This window comes from Polaromonas sp. CG_9.5 (assembly GCF_035984465.1).
Taxonomy (GTDB): Bacteria; Pseudomonadota; Gammaproteobacteria; order Burkholderiales; family Burkholderiaceae_C; genus Polaromonas.
This window is the reverse complement of the sequence record NZ_JAXCHR010000008.1, coordinates 117,841-138,628: the sequence shown is the minus strand read 5'-3', so window position 1 is coordinate 138,628 and position 20,788 is coordinate 117,841. Positions and strand designations below refer to the sequence as shown.

General features: G+C 62.6%; 18 protein-coding genes. 13 read left to right on the top strand and 5 right to left on the bottom strand.

All coding sequences use genetic code 11. The features are described from left to right. Positions 1 to 6 precede the first annotated feature (6 nt). Together RCH06_RS08620 and RCH06_RS08615 are read right to left on the bottom strand one after the other, a co-directional pair. Positions 7 to 1,467, bottom strand: coding sequence for an acyl-CoA reductase (locus tag RCH06_RS08620; protein WP_327081040.1), 1,461 nt, complete (start codon positions 1,465 to 1,467; stop codon positions 7 to 9). Beyond that, positions 1,464 to 2,582 carry a LuxE/PaaK family acyltransferase gene (locus RCH06_RS08615; protein WP_327081039.1) on the bottom strand — a complete coding sequence of 373 codons (1,119 nt, stop codon included), beginning with the start codon at positions 2,580 to 2,582 and terminating at the stop codon, positions 1,464 to 1,466. Before RCH06_RS08615 ends, RCH06_RS08620 begins: the two co-directional genes overlap by 4 nt. Positions 2,583 to 2,965: 383 nt before the next feature. On the opposite strand from RCH06_RS08615, the gene RCH06_RS08610 reads away from it, so the two are divergent. The 4 genes from RCH06_RS08610 (at position 2,966) to RCH06_RS08595 (ending at position 7,024) form a co-directional block, all read left to right on the top strand. After that, complete coding sequence (locus RCH06_RS08610) at positions 2,966 to 3,598, top strand: ANTAR domain-containing response regulator (protein ID WP_327081038.1); 633 nt, start codon at positions 2,966 to 2,968, stop codon at positions 3,596 to 3,598. A 343-nt stretch (positions 3,599 to 3,941) separates the two neighbouring features. Next, positions 3,942 to 5,186, top strand: a complete 1,245-nt coding sequence (locus RCH06_RS08605; protein ID WP_327081037.1) for a CmpA/NrtA family ABC transporter substrate-binding protein — start codon at positions 3,942 to 3,944, stop codon at positions 5,184 to 5,186. A gap of 46 nt (positions 5,187 to 5,232) precedes the next feature. After that, entirely contained in the window at positions 5,233 to 6,183 is a 951-nt protein-coding gene (ntrB, locus tag RCH06_RS08600; protein ID WP_327081036.1) for a nitrate ABC transporter permease, read from the top strand. 28 nt (positions 6,184 to 6,211) lie between these two features. After that, the gene (locus RCH06_RS08595; protein WP_327081035.1) at positions 6,212 to 7,024 is read left to right on the top strand and encodes an ABC transporter ATP-binding protein; all 813 of its coding nucleotides are present in this window, start codon (positions 6,212 to 6,214) and stop codon (positions 7,022 to 7,024) included. A gap of 179 nt (positions 7,025 to 7,203) precedes the next feature. Here RCH06_RS08595 and RCH06_RS08590 read toward each other — a convergent pair whose 3' ends face one another. Beyond that, positions 7,204 to 7,644, bottom strand: coding sequence for a CBS domain-containing protein (locus RCH06_RS08590; RefSeq protein WP_327081034.1), 441 nt, complete (start codon positions 7,642 to 7,644; stop codon positions 7,204 to 7,206). 117 nt (positions 7,645 to 7,761) lie between these two features. Beyond that, positions 7,762 to 8,400, bottom strand: a complete 639-nt coding sequence (locus RCH06_RS08585; protein ID WP_327081033.1) for a DUF937 domain-containing protein — start codon at positions 8,398 to 8,400, stop codon at positions 7,762 to 7,764. Between the two features lie 465 nt (positions 8,401 to 8,865). On the opposite strand from RCH06_RS08585, the gene nirB reads away from it, so the two are divergent. From nirB to RCH06_RS08560, 5 genes are all read left to right on the top strand, one after another. Next, complete coding sequence (nirB, locus tag RCH06_RS08580; protein WP_327081032.1) at positions 8,866 to 11,313, top strand: nitrite reductase large subunit NirB; 2,448 nt, start codon at positions 8,866 to 8,868, stop codon at positions 11,311 to 11,313. A 62-nt stretch (positions 11,314 to 11,375) separates the two neighbouring features. After that, entirely contained in the window at positions 11,376 to 11,798 is a 423-nt protein-coding gene (gene nirD / locus RCH06_RS08575; RefSeq protein WP_327081031.1) for a nitrite reductase small subunit NirD, read from the top strand. Positions 11,799 to 11,836: 38 nt separating this feature from the next. After that, positions 11,837 to 14,716, top strand: coding sequence for a nitrate reductase (locus tag RCH06_RS08570; protein WP_327081030.1), 2,880 nt, complete (start codon positions 11,837 to 11,839; stop codon positions 14,714 to 14,716). A gap of 43 nt (positions 14,717 to 14,759) precedes the next feature. Beyond that, positions 14,760 to 15,665: a DNA-binding protein YbiB gene (gene ybiB / locus RCH06_RS08565; RefSeq protein WP_327081026.1), complete on the top strand. Its 906-nt coding sequence runs from the start codon at positions 14,760 to 14,762 to the stop codon at positions 15,663 to 15,665. Then, positions 15,662 to 15,832, top strand: a complete 171-nt coding sequence (locus RCH06_RS08560) for a hypothetical protein (protein ID WP_327081029.1) — start codon at positions 15,662 to 15,664, stop codon at positions 15,830 to 15,832. Before ybiB (RCH06_RS08565) ends, RCH06_RS08560 begins: the two co-directional genes overlap by 4 nt. 228 nt (positions 15,833 to 16,060) lie before the next feature. Here the strand turns inward: RCH06_RS08560 and RCH06_RS08555 are convergent, their stop codons facing one another. Continuing rightward, complete coding sequence (locus tag RCH06_RS08555) at positions 16,061 to 17,143, bottom strand: TRAP transporter substrate-binding protein (RefSeq protein ID WP_327081028.1); 1,083 nt, start codon at positions 17,141 to 17,143, stop codon at positions 16,061 to 16,063. Between the two features lie 77 nt (positions 17,144 to 17,220). On the opposite strand from RCH06_RS08555, the gene RCH06_RS08550 reads away from it, so the two are divergent. From RCH06_RS08550 to RCH06_RS08535, 4 genes are all read left to right on the top strand, one after another. Then, positions 17,221 to 17,628 carry a hypothetical protein gene (locus RCH06_RS08550; RefSeq protein ID WP_327081027.1) on the top strand — a complete coding sequence of 136 codons (408 nt, stop codon included), beginning with the start codon at positions 17,221 to 17,223 and terminating at the stop codon, positions 17,626 to 17,628. Positions 17,629 to 17,663: 35 nt separating this feature from the next. Beyond that, entirely contained in the window at positions 17,664 to 18,569 is a 906-nt protein-coding gene (gene ybiB / locus RCH06_RS08545; RefSeq protein ID WP_327081026.1) for a DNA-binding protein YbiB, read from the top strand. Further along, positions 18,566 to 19,357, top strand: coding sequence for a uroporphyrinogen-III C-methyltransferase (cobA, locus tag RCH06_RS08540; RefSeq protein ID WP_327081025.1), 792 nt, complete (start codon positions 18,566 to 18,568; stop codon positions 19,355 to 19,357). Before ybiB (RCH06_RS08545) ends, cobA begins: the two co-directional genes overlap by 4 nt. A 132-nt stretch (positions 19,358 to 19,489) precedes the next feature. Beyond that, positions 19,490 to 20,731 carry an NAD(P)/FAD-dependent oxidoreductase gene (locus RCH06_RS08535; RefSeq protein WP_327081024.1) on the top strand — a complete coding sequence of 414 codons (1,242 nt, stop codon included), beginning with the start codon at positions 19,490 to 19,492 and terminating at the stop codon, positions 20,729 to 20,731. Positions 20,732 to 20,788: the final 57 nt, after the last annotated feature.

Below are 20,788 nucleotides of genomic sequence, written 5' to 3'. Positions count from 1 at the left end.
GCGGCGTTAATCAACATAAGGCGCAAAGCCTTCAGCAGCCAGTTCAGCCGATTGTTCAATCTCGACCATCTGAATCAAATCGAGCAAATTGAAACGTCCGTCGTGGTGCCAGCCGGCCTCGGGCGAGGTCATGCTGCCCAGCGCGCAGATTCGCGTCACGCCGGCCTGCCCCAGTTGTTCGGCCAGCGCAAACAGCTCGGCAGGCGCAGCGGCCAGCCCCACGGTCTGCAGATAAACGCGGCTGCGGGCAATCTCGGGAAGCACCTGCGCCAGGTCGTCCACCGCCACCACCAGCACAGTGCGGTTCAACGCGCTGGGCTCCAACCCTTGCAATTGATCGGCATAGGCCACGCGCCAAGGCGTATCCGCATCGCCGATCAGGCTGGCACCGGGCTGCGTCATCAGCCGCAGCTCCTGCGCCTGACTCCATCGCGCCACCTCGCTGGCCTCATTCAGCGGCAGCGTGCGGCGCGGAAACCGGGACTCAAGGCTGGCAATGGCTTGCCCCAGGTAGTGCGCGAAGTCCTGCGGCGACACCTTGCCGCCGCGCTCGACATAGAACAGCTGCGGGGAATAACAGCCCTGCTGGTCGTAGCGCACCACGTCGATAGCCGCCTGCTGCGCCGTGACCAAGGCCTTGCGCGCATCCAGCGCGGCGTGGGCCACCATGCCAAAACTGAGCTTGTGGCCATACCCCAGAAAGCGCGTGGTGATGGGCACCTGCGCGCGCAATGCCTGCAGCGCGCCATTGCCGCCATAGGCCAACACCAGGTCGGCCTGCGCAAACAACGCCTGCTCCAGCGGCGCGTCGCCGCCCTTCCACCAGCCCACCGCCAGGCAGTCGGCCAGCGCCGGGTCCAGTTCCACCAGCAGTTGGGCGAACCAGCCGGCCAACAGCGGCTCGGCGCTGGGCAGTTTGCCAATGCTGCCCGCCTTGACCAGCAAGCCTGAGATCAAACTCCACAGCGGCAAACCCGGCACATTGCCGGCCCAGACATGCACCAGCAACTCCGGCCCCACCGCCTTGGCAAAGCCGCCCTTGGGGCGCGGCTGGAATTCATCGAGCAGCTTGGGGTTGGCAAAGTCCTCGGCCACGAAGCGCTGCAGCTGCGGCTGGCGAAAAGTCTTGAGGTAACTGGTCAGGCCCAGCCGCACCGTCTCGGCGTCGTAGCCGGTGACCAGCGGCAGCAGCCGGTCGGCCTGCTGGCGATACGGGTCGCTGCGGTCCAGCAGCCGCGCGATGGCGCGATCGACCAGCGCGATGATCTGCGACACGCTGCGCGTCTTGAGGTAAGCGCGGCTGCCTTGCTTGACGCGCTCGGCCAGTGCTGCCCATTGCGCCTGGCTCAAGACTGGCACGGCCACTTCGAGCCGCTCGCCGCCGGTCCCGAAATGCAGCGTCTGCCATGCCAGCTCGTCCGCCTTGAAACCCGGCAGGTAACCGGCCACGGCGTGCAATGTTGTCATGCGCGCGCGGCCTGCAAAAACTCTTCCACCGCCAGCGAACACCCCTTGGCCTGCGTGCCTTCAGCGCGGCCGAGCAGCAAAAATCCGCCCGTGACCGCCACGCCGACGTCTTCGGTGAGGATGGTCGTCACCGAGTTGAAATTGGCCAGGTCGCAGTGCGCCAGCACGCCTTGCTCGCCATGCGCCACTTCCGCGCCGCTCAAGGGGTTGACCAGGCGCGAGCGTATCCAGTGCGGACCCGACTTGACCGCCGGCAGCACCGCGTTGCCATCGTCATAGAACTGCGTGCTGAGTTCGGTCATGCCGTACATGTTGATGCAGTTCTCGGGCGGCACGCCCAGCAGCGCCGTCAGCTGCGCATAAAACTGCGCCATGGGAATCTCGCGTGACTGGCCCTTGAAGCCGCCGGTGTCCAGCACCCGGCTGCCAACTGGCAAGGCAAAATTTTGCCCGCGCGCTTCCAGCGCATCCATCAGGTGCACCAGGCTGTAGGACGCACCCAGCAGCGCATAGGGCTGGCCCGTGGCCTCGGCCTGCGCCAGCGCCGCGCACACGCCCGCCGTGTCGAGTCCGGCAGCGTCGATGAAGTAGCGGCTGCCGTCCGCACCAAAGCTCTGCAGCGCCAGCGCCAGGTAGTGCGCCAGCGAAGAGTTGGCCATCACCGCTTCGGTCGGAAACAGGATGCCCATGGCAATGCGGCTCTGGCCGCGCATGAAGCGCCGGGCGAAGTTGGCGCGCATCGAGGCGTCGTACACCGCCAGCGTCGGATGGTGGTGCTTGCCCTTGACGTCGCCCTGCGTGGTGCCGCTGGTCATGAACACGCGGTCGGTGCTGGCGGGCGGCTGGCAGCTCAGGCTCAGAGCCTTGAAGGCACTGATGGGAACGGCCGGAATGTCCTGCCAGGTCTTGACGGTGCGCAGTGTCTTGCCGCGCTGCCGGCAAAAGCGCTGGAACGGTGCGTTGTGGGCAAACTGGTAGGCGAACAGCGCCAAGGCCTGGGCGTTGAAAGCCTCGTCAGTGACGCCATCCTGCGCCATGAAGGCCAGCACGCCGTCAACGATGGAATCGGCAAGCGCTGGCGAGCGGGCGGGTGTTGCAGTGTCAAGGGCATCCATGGTCGTCATTCCTTCAAAAGTCTGCGGTGGCAGGGTGCTCCTGAAGTCGTGATGGCCAGGGCGTGAACCCTGTCCTGACAGCTCTTCTTACGTCGGCATGACCCGATTCAAGTTCGCGGGTTTGGTGAAACCATCTCAGCCGCCCTGCCCTCACTGGCCAGGACTGCACCCCGAAGCGGGAACGATTCTAAGCGCAACGACCTGCCGCTTCGTGCGAGGCGATGCTTGCCCCCAACCACTGCCGGTGAGGATTGAGTGCGCAGTAGCGCAGAGGTTGTGGCCAATGCAAAACAGCGTGCCTAAATGCCCTGCCACCGCGAATGCAAGGCTGTTGCTTCCACAGCCAAACCAACCATCGGCATAAATTTTGCTAGTCAAGAAGCATGACATTGCCCCATTCCCTGCGCCTGGTGGTCATTGCACCGGACCTGATGGTTGCCGATGCCGGTGACGAGGCTGCCGTGGCGTTCGCCGAGCGCTCACGCCAGTTGCGCATCGGCCTGCTTGAAGGCGGCTTCAACCTGGTCGCTACGCTGCCGGCCGACACCTTTTTGCGCGAGCGGCTGGCGCAGTTGCAGCCCGACATGATCATCGTCGACGCCGAAAGCGATGCCCGCGACTCGCTTGAGCATGTGGTGATGGCTACGCGCGACGAGCGCCGGCCCATTGTGCTGTTCACCAATGACGACGACACCCGGCATGTGAAGGACGCCGTGGCGGCGGGCGTTTGCGCCTATATCGTCGCCGGGCTGGAGCCCGCGCGCATCCGGCCCATTCTGGACGTGGCGATGGCGCGCTTTGAGCACGAGCAGGGCTTGCGCCGCGAACTGGCCGAGGCGCGCACCGAACTGAAAGACCGCAAGGTCATTGACCGGGCCAAGGGCCTGCTGATGCAACGCCACGGCTTGAGCGAGCAACTCGCCTATGAAAAGCTGCGCAAGGCCGCGATGGACAAGGGCCTGCGGCTGGGCGACGTGGCGCAGCGCATGCTGGATGTGGCCGACCTGCTTGGCTAGGCGGCCCAGGCCGAAATGGTGCAGTGCACAACCACAGTGCGCCTCCAGGACAATCAACCTTTGATCCACCAAAAATCCGAAATGCTATTTATTTAATAGCTGTTTGCGCAAGCAGGACAAGCACTACAGCCTGATTTGATGAAAATTTCAAGCTCTGGCCAAGCCATCAGCCCCGGTTGGCACAGCTTTTGCAATGAATCCAGCACCGGACTTTGCGCTTCAACGGCGAAGCGCAAAGTCCAAGAACAAAGGCGTTCGTCCCCTGCCCTCACACCCCCCGTGTGACGGCTCCGGTCGAACGCCTTTTTTTGTTTTGTAGTTTTCATTTCCAGGAGTTGCTGACATGACGGACTTGCTCAAATCTTCCCTGACCCGCCGCAGCGTGCTGCAGGCTGCCACCGTCGGTGTCGTGGGCGTCAGCCCCGCCTTGCGCGCTGCCGTTTATGCCCAAGGCTCGGACGCGCCGGAGAAAAAGGAGGTCAGGATTGGCTTCATTCCGCTGACCGACTGCGCCTCTGTCGTGATGGCGTCGGTGCTGGGCATCGACAAAAAGTATGGCGTCACCATCATCCCGAGCAAGGAAGCCAGCTGGGCCGGCGTGCGCGACAAGCTGGTCAACGGCGAACTCGACTTTGCCCATGTGCTCTACGGCCTGATCTACGGTGTGCATTTGGGCACCGCTGGCCCGAAGAAGGACATGGCCGTCTTGATGACGCTGAACAACAACGGCCAGGCCATCACGCTGAGCAAAAAGCTCGCGGACAAGGGCGCCGTCGATGGTGCCGGCTTGGCAAAACTCATGGCCAGTGAAAAGCGCGAATACACCTTTGCCCAGACCTTCCCGACGGGCACGCATGCGATGTGGCTGTACTACTGGCTGGCCGCCAACGGCATCAACCCGATGAAAGACGCCAAGGTCATCACCGTGCCGCCGCCGCAGATGGTGGCCAACATGCGCATTGGCAGCATGGACGGCTTTTGCGTCGGCGAGCCGTGGAACCAGCGCGCCATCATGGACGGCATTGGCGTGACCGCCGTGACCACGCAGGACATCTGGCAAGACCACCCTGAAAAGGTACTGGGCACCACCGCCGATTTCGCGCAGAAATATCCCAACACCTGCCGCGCCGTGACCGCCGCCATTCTGGAGGCCGGCAAATGGATTGACGCCAGCGCGGCGAATAAAAACAAGATGGCCGAAACCATCGCAGGCAAAGCCTACGTCAACACCAGCGTGGACGCCATCAACCAGCGCATCCTGGGCCGCTACCAGAACGGCATGGGCAAGACCTGGGAGGATGCGAACTACATGAAGTTCTTCAACGACGGCGCGGTGAACTTTCCCTACCTGTCCGACGGCATGTGGTTTTTGACGCAGCACAAGCGCTGGGGCCTGATGAAGGAGCACCCGGACTACCTGGCGGTCGCCAAGCAGATCAACCGGATCGACATCTACAAGCAGGCCGCCAGCGCCGCCAAGGTGAATGTTCCGAAAGACGTGATGCGCACCAGCAAACTCATCGACGGCACGGTCTGGGACGGCAAAGACCCGAAAAAGTACGCCGACAGCTTCAAGATTCACGCCTGAAACCGCTCCTGAAATTTCATTGAAACCCCAACGAAGAGGTGACGCCATGGTCAGTGCCGTATTTCACAGTCCGCGCGAAAGCGCCCCGCCAGTCGCTTTCGGTGCGGAACGAAGCGCTACGCATTCGATAGCTGCAGGCGCAGACGGAACAAGCGCCAAGCCCGTAAAAGACCTTGACAAGACGGCTGTAGTCTTGTCCGCAAAACCCCGGCGGGATTTTTCGGCGCTGTGGCTGCGCGTCCTGCCGCCGCTGCTCGGGCTAGGACTGCTGGTGCTGGTCTGGGAACTGGTGTCCATGACCACCAAGGGCAGCATCCCGTCGCCCAAAGACACCTTCTTGCAGGCGGTCGTGCTGTTCAGCGACCCGTTCTACCGCAACGGGCCGAACGACCAGGGGGTCGGCTGGAACGTGCTGTCGTCGCTCCAGCGCGTGGCGCTGGGCTTTGGCCTGGCGGCCATCGTCGGCATTCCGGCCGGATTTTTGATTGGCCGCTTCGCCTTCTTGAGCCGCATGTTCAACCCGCTCATCAGCCTGATGCGGCCGGTGTCGCCACTGGCCTGGCTGCCGATTGGCCTCTTGGTGTTCAAGGGCGCTGACCCGGCGGCCATCTGGACGATTTTTATCTGCTCCATCTGGCCGATGGTCATCAACACCGCCGTCGGCGTGCAGCGCGTGCCGCAGGACTACATGAACGTGGCCCGCGTCCTGAACCTGTCCGAATGGAAAATCGTCACCAAAATCCTGTTCCCCTCGGTGCTGCCCTACATGCTGACCGGCGTGCGGCTGGCCGTGGGCACGGCATGGCTGGTCATCGTCGCTGCCGAGATGCTGACCGGCGGCGTCGGCATTGGTTTTTGGGTCTGGGACGAGTGGAACAACCTGAACGTCAAGAACATCATCATCGCGATTTTCGTGATTGGCATCGTCGGCCTGATGCTGGAGTACGCGCTGATCAAGCTGGCCACGGCGTTTACGTTTGAAGAAGTCAAGAGCTGATTTGCCAACCCACTCCAGGATCACGACCATGAACACCCCCGTCAATCCCGCCTACATCGACATCCAGGGCGTCGAACAAACCTTCAAGACCCAAAAAGGCCCGTTCTGCGCGCTGCAAAATGTCAACCTGAAAGTCGCCAAGGGCGAATTCGTGGCCCTCATCGGCCACTCGGGCTGCGGCAAATCCACCCTGCTCAACCTGATTGCCGGCCTGACCCAGCCGAGCCAAGGTGTGCTGCTGTGCGCCAACCGCGAAATCGCCGGCCCCGGCCCCGAGCGTGCCGTGGTGTTCCAGAACCATTCGCTGCTGCCCTGGCTGACCTGCTTTGAGAACGTCTATCTGGCAGTCGAGCGGGTGTTTTCGGCGACTGAAAGCAAGGCGCAGCTCAAAAATCGCACCGATGCGGTGCTGGCAATGGTCGGTTTGAGTGCAGCGGCGCAAAAGCGGCCCGGTGAAATCTCCGGCGGCATGAAGCAGCGCGTCGGCATTGCGCGCGCGCTGTCGATGGAGCCCAAAGTGCTGCTGCTTGATGAGCCCTTCGGCGCGCTGGATGCGCTGACTCGCGCCAAGCTGCAGGACGAGCTGCTGCAGATCGTTGCCAACACGCAGAGCACGGTGGTGATGGTGACGCACGATGTCGATGAAGCGGTGCTGCTGTCCGACAAGATCGTGATGATGACCAACGGGCCGTCGGCCACGATTGGCGAGGTGCTGAGCGTGGACTTGCCGCGCCCGCGCAGTCGGGTTGAACTGGCTGAAAGCACCCAATACCTGCACTACCGAAAGGCGGTGATCGACTTTTTGTACACGCGCCAGGCGCATGTGGAAAAAGTGGCCTGACCCCTAAAGGCCGGTTTCAGGGCAGCACGTCGGTGCTTGCAGCGCCCGCTGAAAGTACTGTCCTGCGCCTAGAGAAAGGATTTTTTGCTCCTTAAAAAATAGCTGCTAGCGCACACGCAGCTTGCACAACAAGCACTTTTTGCATAAAAACCGCGTCGCAACGCGGCCCCAGAGGCGTTTCAGCTGTGCTGGCCCGAGATGTATTGCGCCAGCTGCTCAATGACGAATTTCTGCTCGGAAATAATGTCTTTCACCAGGTCGCCGATGGAAATCAAGCCCATCAGCCGGTTGCCTTCCATCACCGGCAGGTGGCGCAGCCGATTGTCGGTCATCAGCGCCATGCATTCCTCGCTGGTCTGGCTGGGCTTGACGAACATCACCGAGGTGGTCATCACATCGCGCACCAGCGTCAGCGCCGAGCTGCGGCCCTTCAGGGCAATCTTGCGGGCATAGTCGCGCTCGGTCAGGATGCCGACCACCGCATCGCCCTCGGTGACCAGCAGGGCACCAATGCCCTTGTCAGCCATGCGCTGGAGCGCATCGAACACCGAGTCGTCCGGCCCGATGGCATGGACAGTGTTATCAAGCTTGGTCTGGAGAATCTTGGCTACAGCGGTCATGGATTTACCTCCTTCTTTGAAATGATCTGGACTTGGCAGTGAGATGAGTTTCAGGCCAGGCTTGGCGCGAAGGCAAGGCCCGGGCTCTGGTCGCAGTTCATTATGCGCAGTTGATTTTCAGCGCCGCCCACCGAACAGGCTGCCGCCGACCTTGATCAAATCACCCATGCCCAGCTGGCCGTCGCCGTCCTGGTCGAGCAGGCTGCCCAGCAAACCGCCGCCCAGTCCGCCCCGTTGCTGAGTCCGTTCGCGCTCCTGGCCCAGCGTCTGGCCCAGGTCGCCGGAATTCATGCCGCCTGCGTTCATGCGCTGCGCCAGAAAAGCCATGACGATGGGCGCCAGCAGCCTGAGCAACTGGCCTGCATTGCTGCCACCCAGGCCAGTGGCCTGGCCCAGCCCGGTTTCAGCGCGCTGCTGGTTGCCGCCAAAAATATGCCCGAGGATGGCCGCGCCGTCGCTGGCCGCACCGGCATTGCCCGCCGAAGCGCCGCCGCCCAGCAGCGAGCCGAGCAGGCCACCCAGGTCCGGGCCGCCGCCCGCGCTGTGGTCGCGCTGCAGAGCGCCTAATAGGGCATCGGCACCTTGCGGCTGGGCTGCGTTGTGACTCATGGCACCCAGCATCAGCGGCAGCGCAGCGCCGACCGCCTCCTGGGCTTGCTCGGTGCCGGTGCCAAGTTGCTGCGCCAGTTGCTGCAGCGGCGCACCCTGGAGCTGCGCCATCAGTTCATCGACAAGGGAAGAGGAAGAAGAAAGCATGGGTCAATCCTTTGGGTTGGGGGACAAGGGTTTTAAATCATTGCTGGCAAGCCGTCATGGTAATGGCAAGGCGATGATTGCAAAAGTGGCCTGCGCTCAACCCCTTGTGTATGGCTAGAGACGCTGGCAGCCAGCAAAAATTCGGCATGCTGCAATGCACAATTTCAAGTCACGAATGCACCAACACGGTGATGGCGGGTTCGCAATTCGCTTTGCTTTTGATAGCTGCGTGTCCCCTGCTGCCGTGCGCAAGCGGCTGTTTTTATCTAAATTCACAGCATTCCCACAGCTGGCACAACCCTTGCGTAAACCACACCGCTGCCAAAGTTGGCGGCGTGTAGGCCCGGTGCAATGGCGGATTGGGCAGACAGGACGATGGCGTCCCCACGGATAAGCAGGCCCCGCGCCTTGGCTGCTCCGTGCGGACGCCTTTTTTGTTTTTGCAAACTGCCTGCGGAGAGCACGATGAAAAAATCCAGACTGGTGATGATTGGCAACGGCATGGCCGGCGTGCGTGCGCTGGAAGAACTGTTGAAGATTGCGCCCGACCTCTACGACATCACGGTGTTCGGTGCCGAGCCGCACCCGAACTACAACCGCATCTTGCTGTCGCCGGTGCTGGCCGGCGAGCAGACGCTGGACGAAATCGTGCTGAACGACTGGTCCTGGTACACGGACAACCACATCACGCTGCACGCCGGCTGGACGGTGACCCACGTCGACCGCGTGCGCCGCGTGGTGCATGCCGTCAATGCCACGGGCGAAACCGTCAGCGCCGACTACGACCGGCTGATCATGGCGACCGGCTCCAACCCGTTCATCCTGCCGATTCCGGGCAAGGATTTGAAAGGCGTGCTGGCCTACCGCGACATCGCCGACACGCAGGCCATGATCGACGCGGCCACGCTGTACAAGCATGCGGTCGTCATCGGCGGCGGCCTGCTGGGCCTGGAAGCGGCCAATGGCCTGATGAAGCGCGGCATGGAAGTCACCGTGGTGCATGTCGGCGACTGGCTGATGGAGCGCCAGCTCGACGACGTGGCAGGCAAGCTGCTGCAAAAGTCGCTGGCCGAGCGCGGCATGAAGTTTTTGATTGGCGCACAGACGCAGGAACTGATCGGGGGAAGCGACGGCCGCGTCAAGGCCGTCAAGTTCAAGGACGGCATGGAGATTCCCGCTGATCTGGTCTGCATGGCCGTCGGCATTCGTCCCAACACTGCCTTAGCGGAAAAAATGCGCCTGTATGTGAACCGTGGCATCGTCGTCAGCGACACGCTGCAAACCACCACCGATGCGCGCATTTACGCGGTGGGCGAATGCGCTGCGCACCGGGGCATTGCCTATGGGCTGGTCGCGCCGCTGTTCGAGCAGGGCAAGGTGCTGGCCAACCACCTGGCGCAGTTCGGCATTGGCCGCTACACCGGCTCGCTCACCTCGACCAAACTGAAAGTCACCGGCATCGACCTGTTCAGCGCCGGCAACTTCATGGGCGGCGACGGCGCGGAAGAAATCATCATGTCCGACCCGTTTGGCGGCGTGTACAAAAAGCTGGTGATCAAGGACGACAAACTGGTCGGGGCTTGCCTGTACGGCGACACGGTCGATGGCAGCTACTACTTCAAGCTGCTGCGCGACGGCCGCAGCATCGAAGGCATCCGCGACAAGCTGATGTTCGGCGAATCCAACATCGGTGACACCGGCCACGAAGGCCACAGCAAAGCCGCCGCCATGGCGGATACGGATGAGGTCTGCGGTTGCAACGGCGTGACCAAGGGCGCGATCTGCAAGGCGATCAAGGACAAAGGCCTGTTCACGCTTGACGAAGTGCGCAAGCACACCAAGGCCAGCGCCAGCTGCGGCTCGTGTACCGGCCTGGTCGAGCAGATTTTGATGTTCACCGCCGGCGGCGACTACTCGGCCACGCCCCGGCTCAAGGCGATGTGCGGCTGCACCGACCACGGCCACCAGGCGGTGCGCGATGCGATTCGCGCCAACAAACTGCTGGCGATTGCCGACGTGTACGCCTTCATGGAATGGCGCACACCGAACGGCTGCGCCAGCTGCCGCCCGGCCATCAATTACTACGTCACCAGCACGTGGCCCAAAGAAGCCAAAGACGACCCGCAAAGCCGCGCCATCAACGAGCGCAGCCACGCCAACATCCAGAAAGACGGCACCTACAGCGTGATTCCGCGCATGTGGGGCGGCGAAACCAACTCCAGCGAGTTGCGCCGCATCGCTGACGCAGTGGACAAATACAACATTCCGACCGTGAAGGTCACAGGCGGGCAGCGCATTGATTTGCTGGGCGTGAAAAAAGAAGACCTGGTCAATGTCTGGAAGGACATCGGCATGCCCAGCGGCCACGCCTATGCCAAGGCGCTGCGCACAGTCAAAACCTGCGTCGGCAGCGAATGGTGCCGCATGGGCACGCAGGATTCGACCGAGATGGGCAAGATGCTGGAGCGCGCCATGTGGCGCATGTACGCGCCGCACAAGGTCAAGTTTGCCGTCAGCGGCTGCCCGCGCAATTGCGCCGAATCGGGCATCAAGGATGTCGGCATCATCGGCGTCGATTCGGGCTGGGAAATGTACGTGGCTGGCAACGGCGGCATCAAGACCGAGGTGGCGCATTTTCTGGTCAAGGTCAAAACCGCCGCCGAAGTGCTCGAATACACCGGCGCGTTTTGCGAGCTGTACCGCCAGGAAGGCTGGTACCTGGAGCGCACCGTGCATTACGTCAACCGCGTCGGCCTGGACTATGTGAAGAAAAAAATCCTCGACGACCACGAGGGCCGCAAGGCGCTGTGGGAGCAACTCCAGTTTGCGCTTGATGGCGAGCCCGATCCATGGTTTGACTTCAAGGACGCGGCAGTGGACACGCGTCAGTTCATGCCGATTGCCGTCCAATAATTCAATGAAAAGCACCTCCAGCGCACGCTCCACGTACACCACCAGCTACAAAAGGAATAGCAATGACTGAATGGACAACGATTTGCCGCGTCAACGACATTCCGGTGCTCGGTGCGCGCCGGGTGGCCCGCCCGCAGGGCATGGATGTGGCCGTGTTCCGCAGCAGCGAAGACAAGGTCTTTGCGCTGCTTGACCGCTGCCCGCACAAGGGCGGCCCGCTGAGCCAGGGCATCGTCTTTGGCGAAACCGTGGCTTGCCCGCTGCACAACATGACCATCGGCCTGGCCGACGGCTGCGCCCGTGCGCCCGACGAAGGCTGCACGCCCCGGTTCGCTTGCAAGGTCGATGCCGGCCAGGTATTCCTCGACACGGCCGAGCTGGCCACACTGGCGATTGATTTATTGCCGCCCCGGGCCGGGCCGGGAGCTTCGACCGGCGCAGTCGGCGACCAGACGTTTGCCGTGCAGGCCCCGCACAGCGCCTAGACCTGCCTTTTTTTGACCCACGCCTGCGAGGAGCCGCCATGACTGAAACGCGATCAACCTGTCCCTATTGCGGCGTCGGCTGTGGCGTGATCATCGCGTCGCAGGGCCGGGACATCACCGGTGTGCGCGGCGACCCGGACCATCCGGCCAATTTTGGGCGGCTGTGCACCAAGGGCTCAACCCTGCACCTGACCGCATCAAGCGCCGTCACGCGGCAGACGCGGCTGCTGTATCCGATGCGGCGCGCAAACCGGGGCGACGCGCCCCAACGCGTCACCTGGGGCAACGCGCTGGATATTGCCAGCACACGCTTCGCGCAGATCATCCGCGAACACGGCCCCGACGCCGTCGGTTTCTACATCTCGGGCCAGCTGTTGACCGAAGACTATTACGTCTTCAACAAGCTGGCCAAAGGCTTGATTGGCACCAACAACATCGACAGCAACTCGCGCCTGTGCATGAGCAGCGCCGTGGCCGGCTACAAGCAAACGCTGGGTTCGGATGCGCCGCCCAGCTGCTATGACGACGTGAAGCACGCGCAGTGCATCTTCATCGTCGGCAGCAACACCGCCTATGCGCATCCGGTGCTGTTCCGGCGCATTGAAGACGCCAAGGCCGCCAACCCGGCTTTGACCATCATTTATGTAGACCCGCGCCGCACCGACACCGCCGAAATCGCCGACCTGTTTTTGCCCATTCAGCCCGGCACCGATGTGATGCTGTTCAACGGCATGCTGCATATCATGCTGTGGGAAGGCTGGCTTGATGCCGCCTGGATGGCCGCCCACACCAGCGGCTTCGAGGCGCTCAAAGCCACCGTGCGTGACTGCACGCCCGACCTGGTGGCGCAAACCTGCGGCATCAAAAAAGAAGACCTGTTTGAAGCCGCCCGGCTGTTTGCCACTTCGCCCGCCACGCTCAGCCTGTATTGCCAGGGCCTGAACCAATCCAGCAGCGGCACGGCCAAGAACGCCGCGCTCATCAACCTGCACCTGGCCACCGCGCAGATCGGCAAACCCGGTGCCGGGCCGTTTTCGCTGACTGGCCAGCCCAATGCGATGGGCGGGCGCGAAGTCGGCGGCATGGCCAATTTGCTCAGCGGCCACCGTGATCTGGGCAACCCCGCGCACCGCGCCGAAGTCGCCGCGCACTGGGGCGTTCCAGAGGTGCCCGAAAAACCGGGAAAAACCGCCGTCGAGATGTTTCAGGCCGCCGCCGACGGTGAAATCAAGGCGCTGTGGATTGCGTGCACCAATCCGGCGCAGTCGATGCCCGACCAGGCCACCGTGCGGCGCGCGCTGCAGCGGGCCGAGCTGGTCATCGTGCAGGAAGCCTTTGCCACCACGGCGACCTGTGCGTTTGCCGATTTGCTGCTGCCGGCCACCACCTGGGGCGAAAAAACCGGCACCGTGACCAACAGTGAACGCCGCATCAGCCGCGTGCGGCCCGCCATTGCCGCGCCCGGTGAAACGCGGCATGACTGGTCAATTGCGACTGAATTTGCCCAACAACTCGAACGGCTTTTGCCCAAAAAAAGCCCCGTCGCCCTTTTCCCGTATTCACTCACTGCCCCGGCCCAAGGCGTCGAAACCGTCTGGAACGAGCACCGCGAGTTGACGCGTGGCCGTGATTTGGACATCACCGGCATGAGCTACGCCTTGCTGGAACAATCGCCGCTGCAATGGCCGATGCCGGAAGGTGAAACAGCGGGCAAAGTCCGGCTGTATGAAGACGGCATCTTCCCCACGCCTGATGGCCGCGCGAATTTCGTCAATACCGTGTACCGGCCCGTCGCCGAACCCCGCGAATCGCGCTATCCGTTCGCATTGACCACTGGCCGGCTGCGCGACCAGTGGCACGGCATGAGCCGCACCGGCACGCTGGGCCGGCTGTTCGGCCATGTAGCGGAAGCCAGCGTACAGATGAACGTGCAAGACATGGCGCGCCGGCTGCTCAAAGAGGGTGATCTGGTGCATGTGACCTCCAGACGCGGCTCCCTTGTGGTGCCGGTACAGGCGTCGCCTGAAGTCGCGCTCAGCCAGGCGTTCATGGCGATGCACTGGGGCAGCGAATACCTGGGCGGTCTGTCCAGCATTGGCCAGCCGCTGGCGGGCGTCAATGCCTTGAGCACGTCAGCCTATTGCCCAAGCTCCAAACAGCCCGAACTCAAACACACCGCCGTCAAGATATTGAAGGCTGAATTGCCGTGGTCGCTGCTGGCGATGGCCTGGCTGCCCGAAGCCGATGCGCTGACCGCCCGCGAACAGCTCAAACCGCTGATGGCTGCATTTGCCTTCACCAGTTGCGTGCCGTTTTCCAGCAGCGCCGCGCTGGCAGACAGCCCTGCGCGCACCGGCGTGCTGTTTCGCGCTGCCGGCCATGAAGCGCCGCCCACGGCCCTGCTGGCGGAGATCGAAAAAATTCTGGGTCTCGATGGCAGCTATTCCCTGCGTTATGCCGACCGCAAAAAAGGCCAGCACCGCACCGTCCGGCTGGCCCGCCATGGCAGTCAAGCCGAGCTGACCGGCTTTGTGATGGCCGGCGACACCAGTGCCGAAAGCTGGATGGCTACGCTGCTCAAGGAAGCACTTCCCGCGCAGGCCTATGGCCGGCTGTTGCTGCTGCCGGGTGCCAAGCCGCCGGTGGCCGTGCAGTCGCGCGGCAAAACAGTCTGCAGCTGCCTGCAGGTCACCGACCTGGCCATTGAGGCGCATCTGGCCGCCTGCCACCCGCACGCAGACACGGCCCAAAGCACCGCCGAAGCACAACTGGCATCTTTGCAGCAAACGCTCAAATGCGGCACGCAATGCGGTTCGTGCATTCCGGAACTCAAGCGGCGCATCCGCTCCCAGCCAGCCGAAGCGCCGGCTCAAAATGCACCCGTTCGGCGCATCTTTCCAATCCAGCGCCACGCTTGAGCGCATCACAGCCAGTTATCTGCCTTCACGCACAATGCCGGCCATGAGCATCAGTCACTACCTCAAGGAAATCGGGCGCGGCAAAGACGGCGCGCGCGCCCTGCCCCGATCACAGGCGGCCGACCTGCTGGGCCAGGTGCTGGACGGCACGGTCAGCGATCTGGAAGTCGGCGGCTTTTGCATCGCCATGCGCATCAAGGGCGAAACGCCTGACGAAATGGCCGGCTTCATGGACGCTGTGTACCAGCGCCTCGAGCGCGTGCCGGCCAGCGACAGTGCCACGGTGGTGCTGCCCAGCTACAACGGTGCGCGCAAGCTGCCGGTGCTGACGCCGCTGCTGGCGCTGCTGCTGGCGCGTGAGGGCCTGAGCGTGCTGGTGCATGGCACGCCGACCGAATCGAGCCGGGTTTTTTCATCCGAAGTGCTGGCGGTGCTGGGTGTGCCTGCGCTGGCAGCTATCAGAAAAATAGCGCCCGGCGAAGTGGTGTTTGCGCCGACCCAGCTGCTCAGCCCGGCGCTCAAGCGCTTGCTGGACGTGCGCCGCGTGCTGGGCCTGCGCAATCCGGCGCACAGCCTGGTCAAGCTGATCAACCCGGCGCAGGGCAAGTCGCTGGTGGTCAGCAGTTACACGCATCCGGAATATGCGGTGTCGATGGCCGCTACGTTTGAACGCGTGCAGGCCAATGCGCTGCTGCTGCGCGGCACCGAAGGCGAAGGCGTGGCCGATCCGCGCCGCTTGCCGCAGATGCAGGGCTTTATCGGCGGGCAGCGCGTGCTGAACGAAGAAGGCCTGAGGGGCACGCTGCCTTCAGTGCCCGATCTGCCCAAAGCCATTGATGCGGCCAGCACAGCGGCCTATATTGAATCGGTACTGGCCGGCAGCAGCCCAATCCCGCCTTCGATTTCCCAGCAGGTGGCACACATCGTGCATCTGATCAAGCACCTATGAACCACCACAACATCCCTCGCACCGGCTACGGAACCTGCACGCTGGGTGCGCTGGCCCAAGCCATCAAAACATCCGGCATCGCCAGCCCGTCGGTCACCTTCACGGGCGATATGGTCAGTGGTCTGGCGCAAGCAGCCGCGCATTTCCAGGCGCGTCACAGCGCCTGAAAAATTGGGGCACGCTTGGACACCTTGACGCGGCTACAGTCCGGTATTTCATGAAATACAGCTGAAGTGCGCGCCGGACGCTATGTTTTTAATAGCTTCCAGCGCTCTCCCTGCCTGCGCAAGAGCCTTATTTGACTCATAAATTCGATGTGACGGTAATTGGCGCAGGCGCCGCCGGTTGCGCCTGCCCTGCCGGGCTGCAAGCCATGCAGCCCTTGCACTACAAATTTACAGCTTGACGCCAGTCATGTAGCTGTCAAAACGGAACTCGGAGAAGCGCGCCCAGAGCAACTGGTCACGCTGGAAAGCGCGCATGTCCTGGTGAATCTTCTTGAACTCGGGTGACTTGGCTTCGTGTTCTGCAAAGACTTCCATCGACGCCTTAAAACCCGCATCCATGATTTCTTTGGGGAAAGGTTTGAGCTGGGTCTTGGCAGCCACCAGGCGCTTCAGGGCAATCGGGTTGACCGCATCGTACTTGGCGGTCATGTCACGGGCGGCAACGTCAGTAGCGGCATCGACGATAGCCTGAAACTCCGGGCTCAAGGCGGCGTAGGCTTTGGTGTTGATGAAGAATTCCAGTTCAGCACCACCCTCCCACCAGCCGGGGTAGTAGTAGTACGGTGCCACCTTGTTGAAGCCGAGCTTTTCATCGTCGTACGGGCCGACAAACTCCACCGCGTCCAGCGTGCCTTTTTCAAGCGCCTGATAGACATCGCCAGCGGGCATGTTCTGCGGCACCACGCCCAGCTTTTGCATGGCTTCGCCGAAAAGGCCGCCGCCCATGCGCATTTTCAGGCCTTTCAGGTCGGCAACGCTCTTGATTTCCTTGCGATACCAGCCGCCCATCTGGGTGCCGGTGTTGCCGGCGCTGCGGCTCTTGATGTTGTACTTGGCGTAAAACGCATCCATCAGCTTGCGGCCGTTGCCATGCTCCATCCAGGCATCCATCTGGCGGGCGGTCAGGCCAAAAGGCACCGCGCAACCAAAGGTAAAGATCGGGTCTTTGCCAGAAAAGTAGTAAGGCGCGGTCTGGGCCATTTCAACGGTGCCGTTTTGAATGGCATCGACCACGCCGAACGGCGGCATCAATTCACCGCCGGCATGCACGGACACTTCAAACTTGCCGCCGGACAGGGCCTTGACGGTCTTGGCAAACTTTTCGCCGCTGCCAAAAATGGTGTCGAGCGATTTGGGGAAGCTCGACGCCATGCGCCAGCGAACGGTAGTCTGGGCATGCACCGCAGGCGCAATGCCGGCAGCCAGTACGCCAGCAATGCCGGCGTTTTTGATGAGTGATCGACGATCCATAAATTTTCTCTCTTGAAAGGTTAACGATTGCCTGTTTCGCCGTAGTCTGCCCTGCCGCCATTTCAAGATGTCTTGAAATGCTGACTTCGGCATTAACCAGAACTGCGGGCAGCGGGACTTTTGCATTTTGTCAGTTTTGCAGCGCAAGCCGCCCGGTTTTTACCCGTAGAGGGATAAAAAACGCAACCCCTCCCGTGCGCGCCGATAAGTGCTTGCGAATGCAGGCTGCCTGTGCAACGTCACAAGCTCGCTCACACAAGCACCGCAAACTGGCGCAGCGGCGTGACCTGAACATCATCAGCATCCGCCGCGCCCTGCTGAAGCAGCCAATGCGCCAGTGGCCGCGCTGGAAAGATCAAGTCACCGACAAGGCACGCCGGGATGAAAACAGCATTTCCCCCGCGCCCGAAGGCAAGGCGAGTTTTGTCAATACGCTGCAGCAAGCGGTTGCCGCGCCGGGCCAAGCTGCAGGCTTAAGCTCATAACGGCAAGTTATCTGCCTTCACGCACAATGCCGGCCATGAGCATCAGTCACTACCTCAAGGAAATCGGGCGCGGCAAAGACGGCGCGCGCGCCCTGCCCCGATCACAGGCGGCCGACCTGCTGGGCCAGGTGCTGGACGGCACGGTCAGCGATCTGGAAGTCGGCGGCTTTTGCATCGCCATGCGCATCAAGGGCGAAACGCCTGACGAAATGGCCGGCTTCATGGACGCTGTGTACCAGCGCCTCGAGCGCGTGCCGGCCAGCGACAGTGCCACGGTGGTGCTGCCCAGCTACAACGGTGCGCGCAAGCTGCCGGTGCTGACGCCGCTGCTGGCGCTGCTGCTGGCGCGTGAGGGCCTGAGCGTGCTGGTGCATGGCACGCCGACCGAATCGAGCCGGGTTTTTTCATCCGAAGTGCTGGCGGTGCTGGGTGTGCCTGCGCTGGCAGCTATCAGAAAAATAGCGCCCGGCGAAGTGGTGTTTGCGCCGACCCAGCTGCTCAGCCCGGCGCTCAAGCGCTTGCTGGACGTGCGCCGCGTGCTGGGCCTGCGCAATCCGGCGCACAGCCTGGTCAAGCTGATCAACCCGGCGCAGGGCAAGTCGCTGGTGGTCAGCAGTTACACGCATCCGGAATATGCGGTGTCGATGGCCGCTACGTTTGAACGCGTGCAGGCCAATGCGCTGCTGCTGCGCGGCACCGAAGGCGAAGGCGTGGCCGATCCGCGCCGCTTGCCGCAGATGCAGGGCTTTATCGGCGGGCAGCGCGTGCTGAACGAAGAAGGCCTGAGGGGCACGCTGCCTTCAGTGCCCGATCTGCCCAAAGCCATTGATGCGGCCAGCACAGCGGCCTATATTGAATCGGTACTGGCCGGCAGCAGCCCAATCCCGCCTTCGATTTCCCAGCAGGTGGCACACATCGTGCATCTGATCAAGCACCTATGAACCACCACAACATCCCTCGCACCGGCTACGGAACCTGCACGCTGGTCGGCGCTGGCCCCGGCGACCCGGAACTGCTCACCCTCAAGGCCCTCAAAGCCATTCAGCGCGCCACCGTGCTGTTTGTCGACGACCTCGTCAGCGACGAAATTGTGGCTTTTGCACAGCCGGATGCGCGCATCGTGCTGGTCGGCAAGCGCGGCGGCTGCCAATCCACACCGCAGTCGTTCATTGAAAAACTCATGCTGACCGCCGTGCAAGAAGGCGAAACCGTGGTGCGGCTCAAGGGCGGCGACCCGTTTATCTTTGGCCGGGGCGGCGAAGAAGTCGAGCACTTGCGCGAAGCCGGCATTGAAGTGGCGGTGATCAACGGCATCACGGCCGGGCTGGCCGCCGTGACCTCGCTGGGCGTGCCGCTGACACACCGCCAGCATGCGCACGGCGTGGTGTTCATCACCGGCCACGCCAAACCCGGCGACAGCGGCACCGACTGGCGCGCCCTGGCCGCCACCGCCTACAGCGCCAGGCTGACGCTGGTGATCTATATGGGTGTCAGCGGCGCCGGCCACATTCAGGACGAGTTGCTGACCGGCTTGCCAGCCTCCACGCCGGTCGCCGTGATCCAGAACGCCTCGCTGGCCACGCAGCGCCACATCGCCACCACGCTGGGCGCGCTGGCCGAACAGATCAAAACATCTGGTATCGCCAGCCCGTCGGTCATCGTCGTGGGCGATGTCGTCAGCGGCCTGGCACAAGCCGCCGCGCATCCCGAGGTGCGCCACAGCGCCTGAAAACGCCAGGCAGGCTTGCGCGCCCGGGCGCAGCTACACTCCCGTGTTTCATGAAACGCAGCGGCAGCATGCACCAAAACGCTATATTTTTAATAGCTGATTGCGCCCATCCTGACTGCGCAAGAGGCCGATTTGACTCATAAATTCGATGTAGTGGTGATTGGCGCGGGCGCTGCCGGCCTGTTTTGCGCCGGCCAGGCGGGCCAGCGCGGCCTGAAGGTCTTGCTGGTTGACCACAGCGAGAAAGTCGCCGAAAAAATCCGCATTTCGGGCGGTGGCCGCTGCAACTTCACCAACCGTGACGCCACGCCCGCCCAGTTCCTGAGCGAAAACCCGCATTTTTGCCGCTCCGCCCTGTCACGCTACACGCCGCAGGATTTCATCGAACTGCTGCAGCGCCACGGCGTGCCCTTCCACGAAAAGCACAAGGGCCAGCTGTTTTGCGACCGTTCAGCGGAAGACATCATCAACCTGCTGCTGGCTGAATGCGATGCCGGCCAGGTCACACGCTGGCAGCCTTGCCGTATCAAAAGCGTGCTTTATGCAGAACAGGCGGGCGTTACCAGCTATCAAATCGAGAGCAGTCACGGCTTGATTGAAGCGGCGCAAGTGGTGATTGCCACCGGCGGTTTGTCGATTCCCAAAATCGGCGCGACCGATTTCGGTTACCGCATCGCCCAACAGTTCGGCCTGCGCCTGGTGGAGCCCCGGGCCGGGCTGGTGCCGCTGACTTTTGACGGCGCAGGCTGGACGCCTTACGCGCAACTCGCCGGTCTGGCGCTGCCGGTGCGCATCGAAACCGGCCCGATTGACGCCAGCCCCAAGCAACGCAAAAAAGCCGTGGTGTTTGCTGAAGACCTGCTGTTCACGCACCGGGGCCTGAGCGGCCCGGCGGTGCTGCAAATATCCAGCTTCTGGCGCGAAGGCCAGCCGGTGCGCATCAATCTGGCACCCGGCGTGGACTTGCCCGCCCTGCTGCTGCGCGCCAAGGCCAGCTCGAAAAAGCTGATCGCCAACGAACTGGCCAGTCTGGTGCCCGGCCGCCTGGCCGATGCCTGGGTCAGCGAAGATGCCGCTTTGCAACGCCCGATCAGCGACATCCCCGACAAGGCGCTGCTGGCGCTGGCAGAGCGGTTGAGCGACTGGCAACTCACGCCCAACGGCTCGGAAGGCTACAAAAAAGCCGAAGTGACTTTGGGCGGCGTGGACACCCGCGACCTGTCGTCGCAAACCCTGGAATCGAAGCAGCCAGGGCTGTATTTCATCGGCGAAGTGGTGGACGTAACCGGCTGGCTGGGCGGCTACAACTTTCAGTGGGCCTGGGCCAGCGGCTTTGCCTGCGCACAGGCGCTGGCGGCACGGGTGAACAGCTGAAAAGCAATCTACTATCGGAATGCACTTTTCCATGCCAGCGGGGGCCGCGGGACTGGC

Bases quoted from the DNA above. Each gene is read 5' to 3' on its own strand.
- RCH06_RS08620 (WP_327081040.1), bottom strand. From the start codon at position 1,467: ATGACAACATTGCACGCCGTGGCCGGTTACCTGCCGGGTTTCAAGGCG.
- RCH06_RS08615 (WP_327081039.1), bottom strand. From the start codon at position 2,582: ATGGATGCCCTTGACACTGCAACACCCGCCCGCTCGCCAGCGCTTGCC.
- RCH06_RS08610 (WP_327081038.1), top strand. From the start codon at position 2,966: ATGACATTGCCCCATTCCCTGCGCCTGGTGGTCATTGCACCGGACCTG.
- RCH06_RS08605 (WP_327081037.1), top strand. From the start codon at position 3,942: ATGACGGACTTGCTCAAATCTTCCCTGACCCGCCGCAGCGTGCTGCAG.
- ntrB (WP_327081036.1), top strand. From the start codon at position 5,233: ATGGTCAGTGCCGTATTTCACAGTCCGCGCGAAAGCGCCCCGCCAGTC.
- RCH06_RS08595 (WP_327081035.1), top strand. From the start codon at position 6,212: ATGAACACCCCCGTCAATCCCGCCTACATCGACATCCAGGGCGTCGAA.
- RCH06_RS08590 (WP_327081034.1), bottom strand. From the start codon at position 7,644: ATGACCGCTGTAGCCAAGATTCTCCAGACCAAGCTTGATAACACTGTC.
- RCH06_RS08585 (WP_327081033.1), bottom strand. From the start codon at position 8,400: ATGCTTTCTTCTTCCTCTTCCCTTGTCGATGAACTGATGGCGCAGCTC.
- nirB (WP_327081032.1), top strand. From the start codon at position 8,866: ATGAAAAAATCCAGACTGGTGATGATTGGCAACGGCATGGCCGGCGTG.
- nirD (WP_327081031.1), top strand. From the start codon at position 11,376: ATGACTGAATGGACAACGATTTGCCGCGTCAACGACATTCCGGTGCTC.
- RCH06_RS08570 (WP_327081030.1), top strand. From the start codon at position 11,837: ATGACTGAAACGCGATCAACCTGTCCCTATTGCGGCGTCGGCTGTGGC.
- ybiB (WP_327081026.1), top strand. From the start codon at position 14,760: ATGAGCATCAGTCACTACCTCAAGGAAATCGGGCGCGGCAAAGACGGC.
- RCH06_RS08560 (WP_327081029.1), top strand. From the start codon at position 15,662: ATGAACCACCACAACATCCCTCGCACCGGCTACGGAACCTGCACGCTG.
- RCH06_RS08555 (WP_327081028.1), bottom strand. From the start codon at position 17,143: ATGGATCGTCGATCACTCATCAAAAACGCCGGCATTGCTGGCGTACTG.
- RCH06_RS08550 (WP_327081027.1), top strand. From the start codon at position 17,221: ATGCTGACTTCGGCATTAACCAGAACTGCGGGCAGCGGGACTTTTGCA.
- ybiB (WP_327081026.1), top strand. From the start codon at position 17,664: ATGAGCATCAGTCACTACCTCAAGGAAATCGGGCGCGGCAAAGACGGC.
- cobA (WP_327081025.1), top strand. From the start codon at position 18,566: ATGAACCACCACAACATCCCTCGCACCGGCTACGGAACCTGCACGCTG.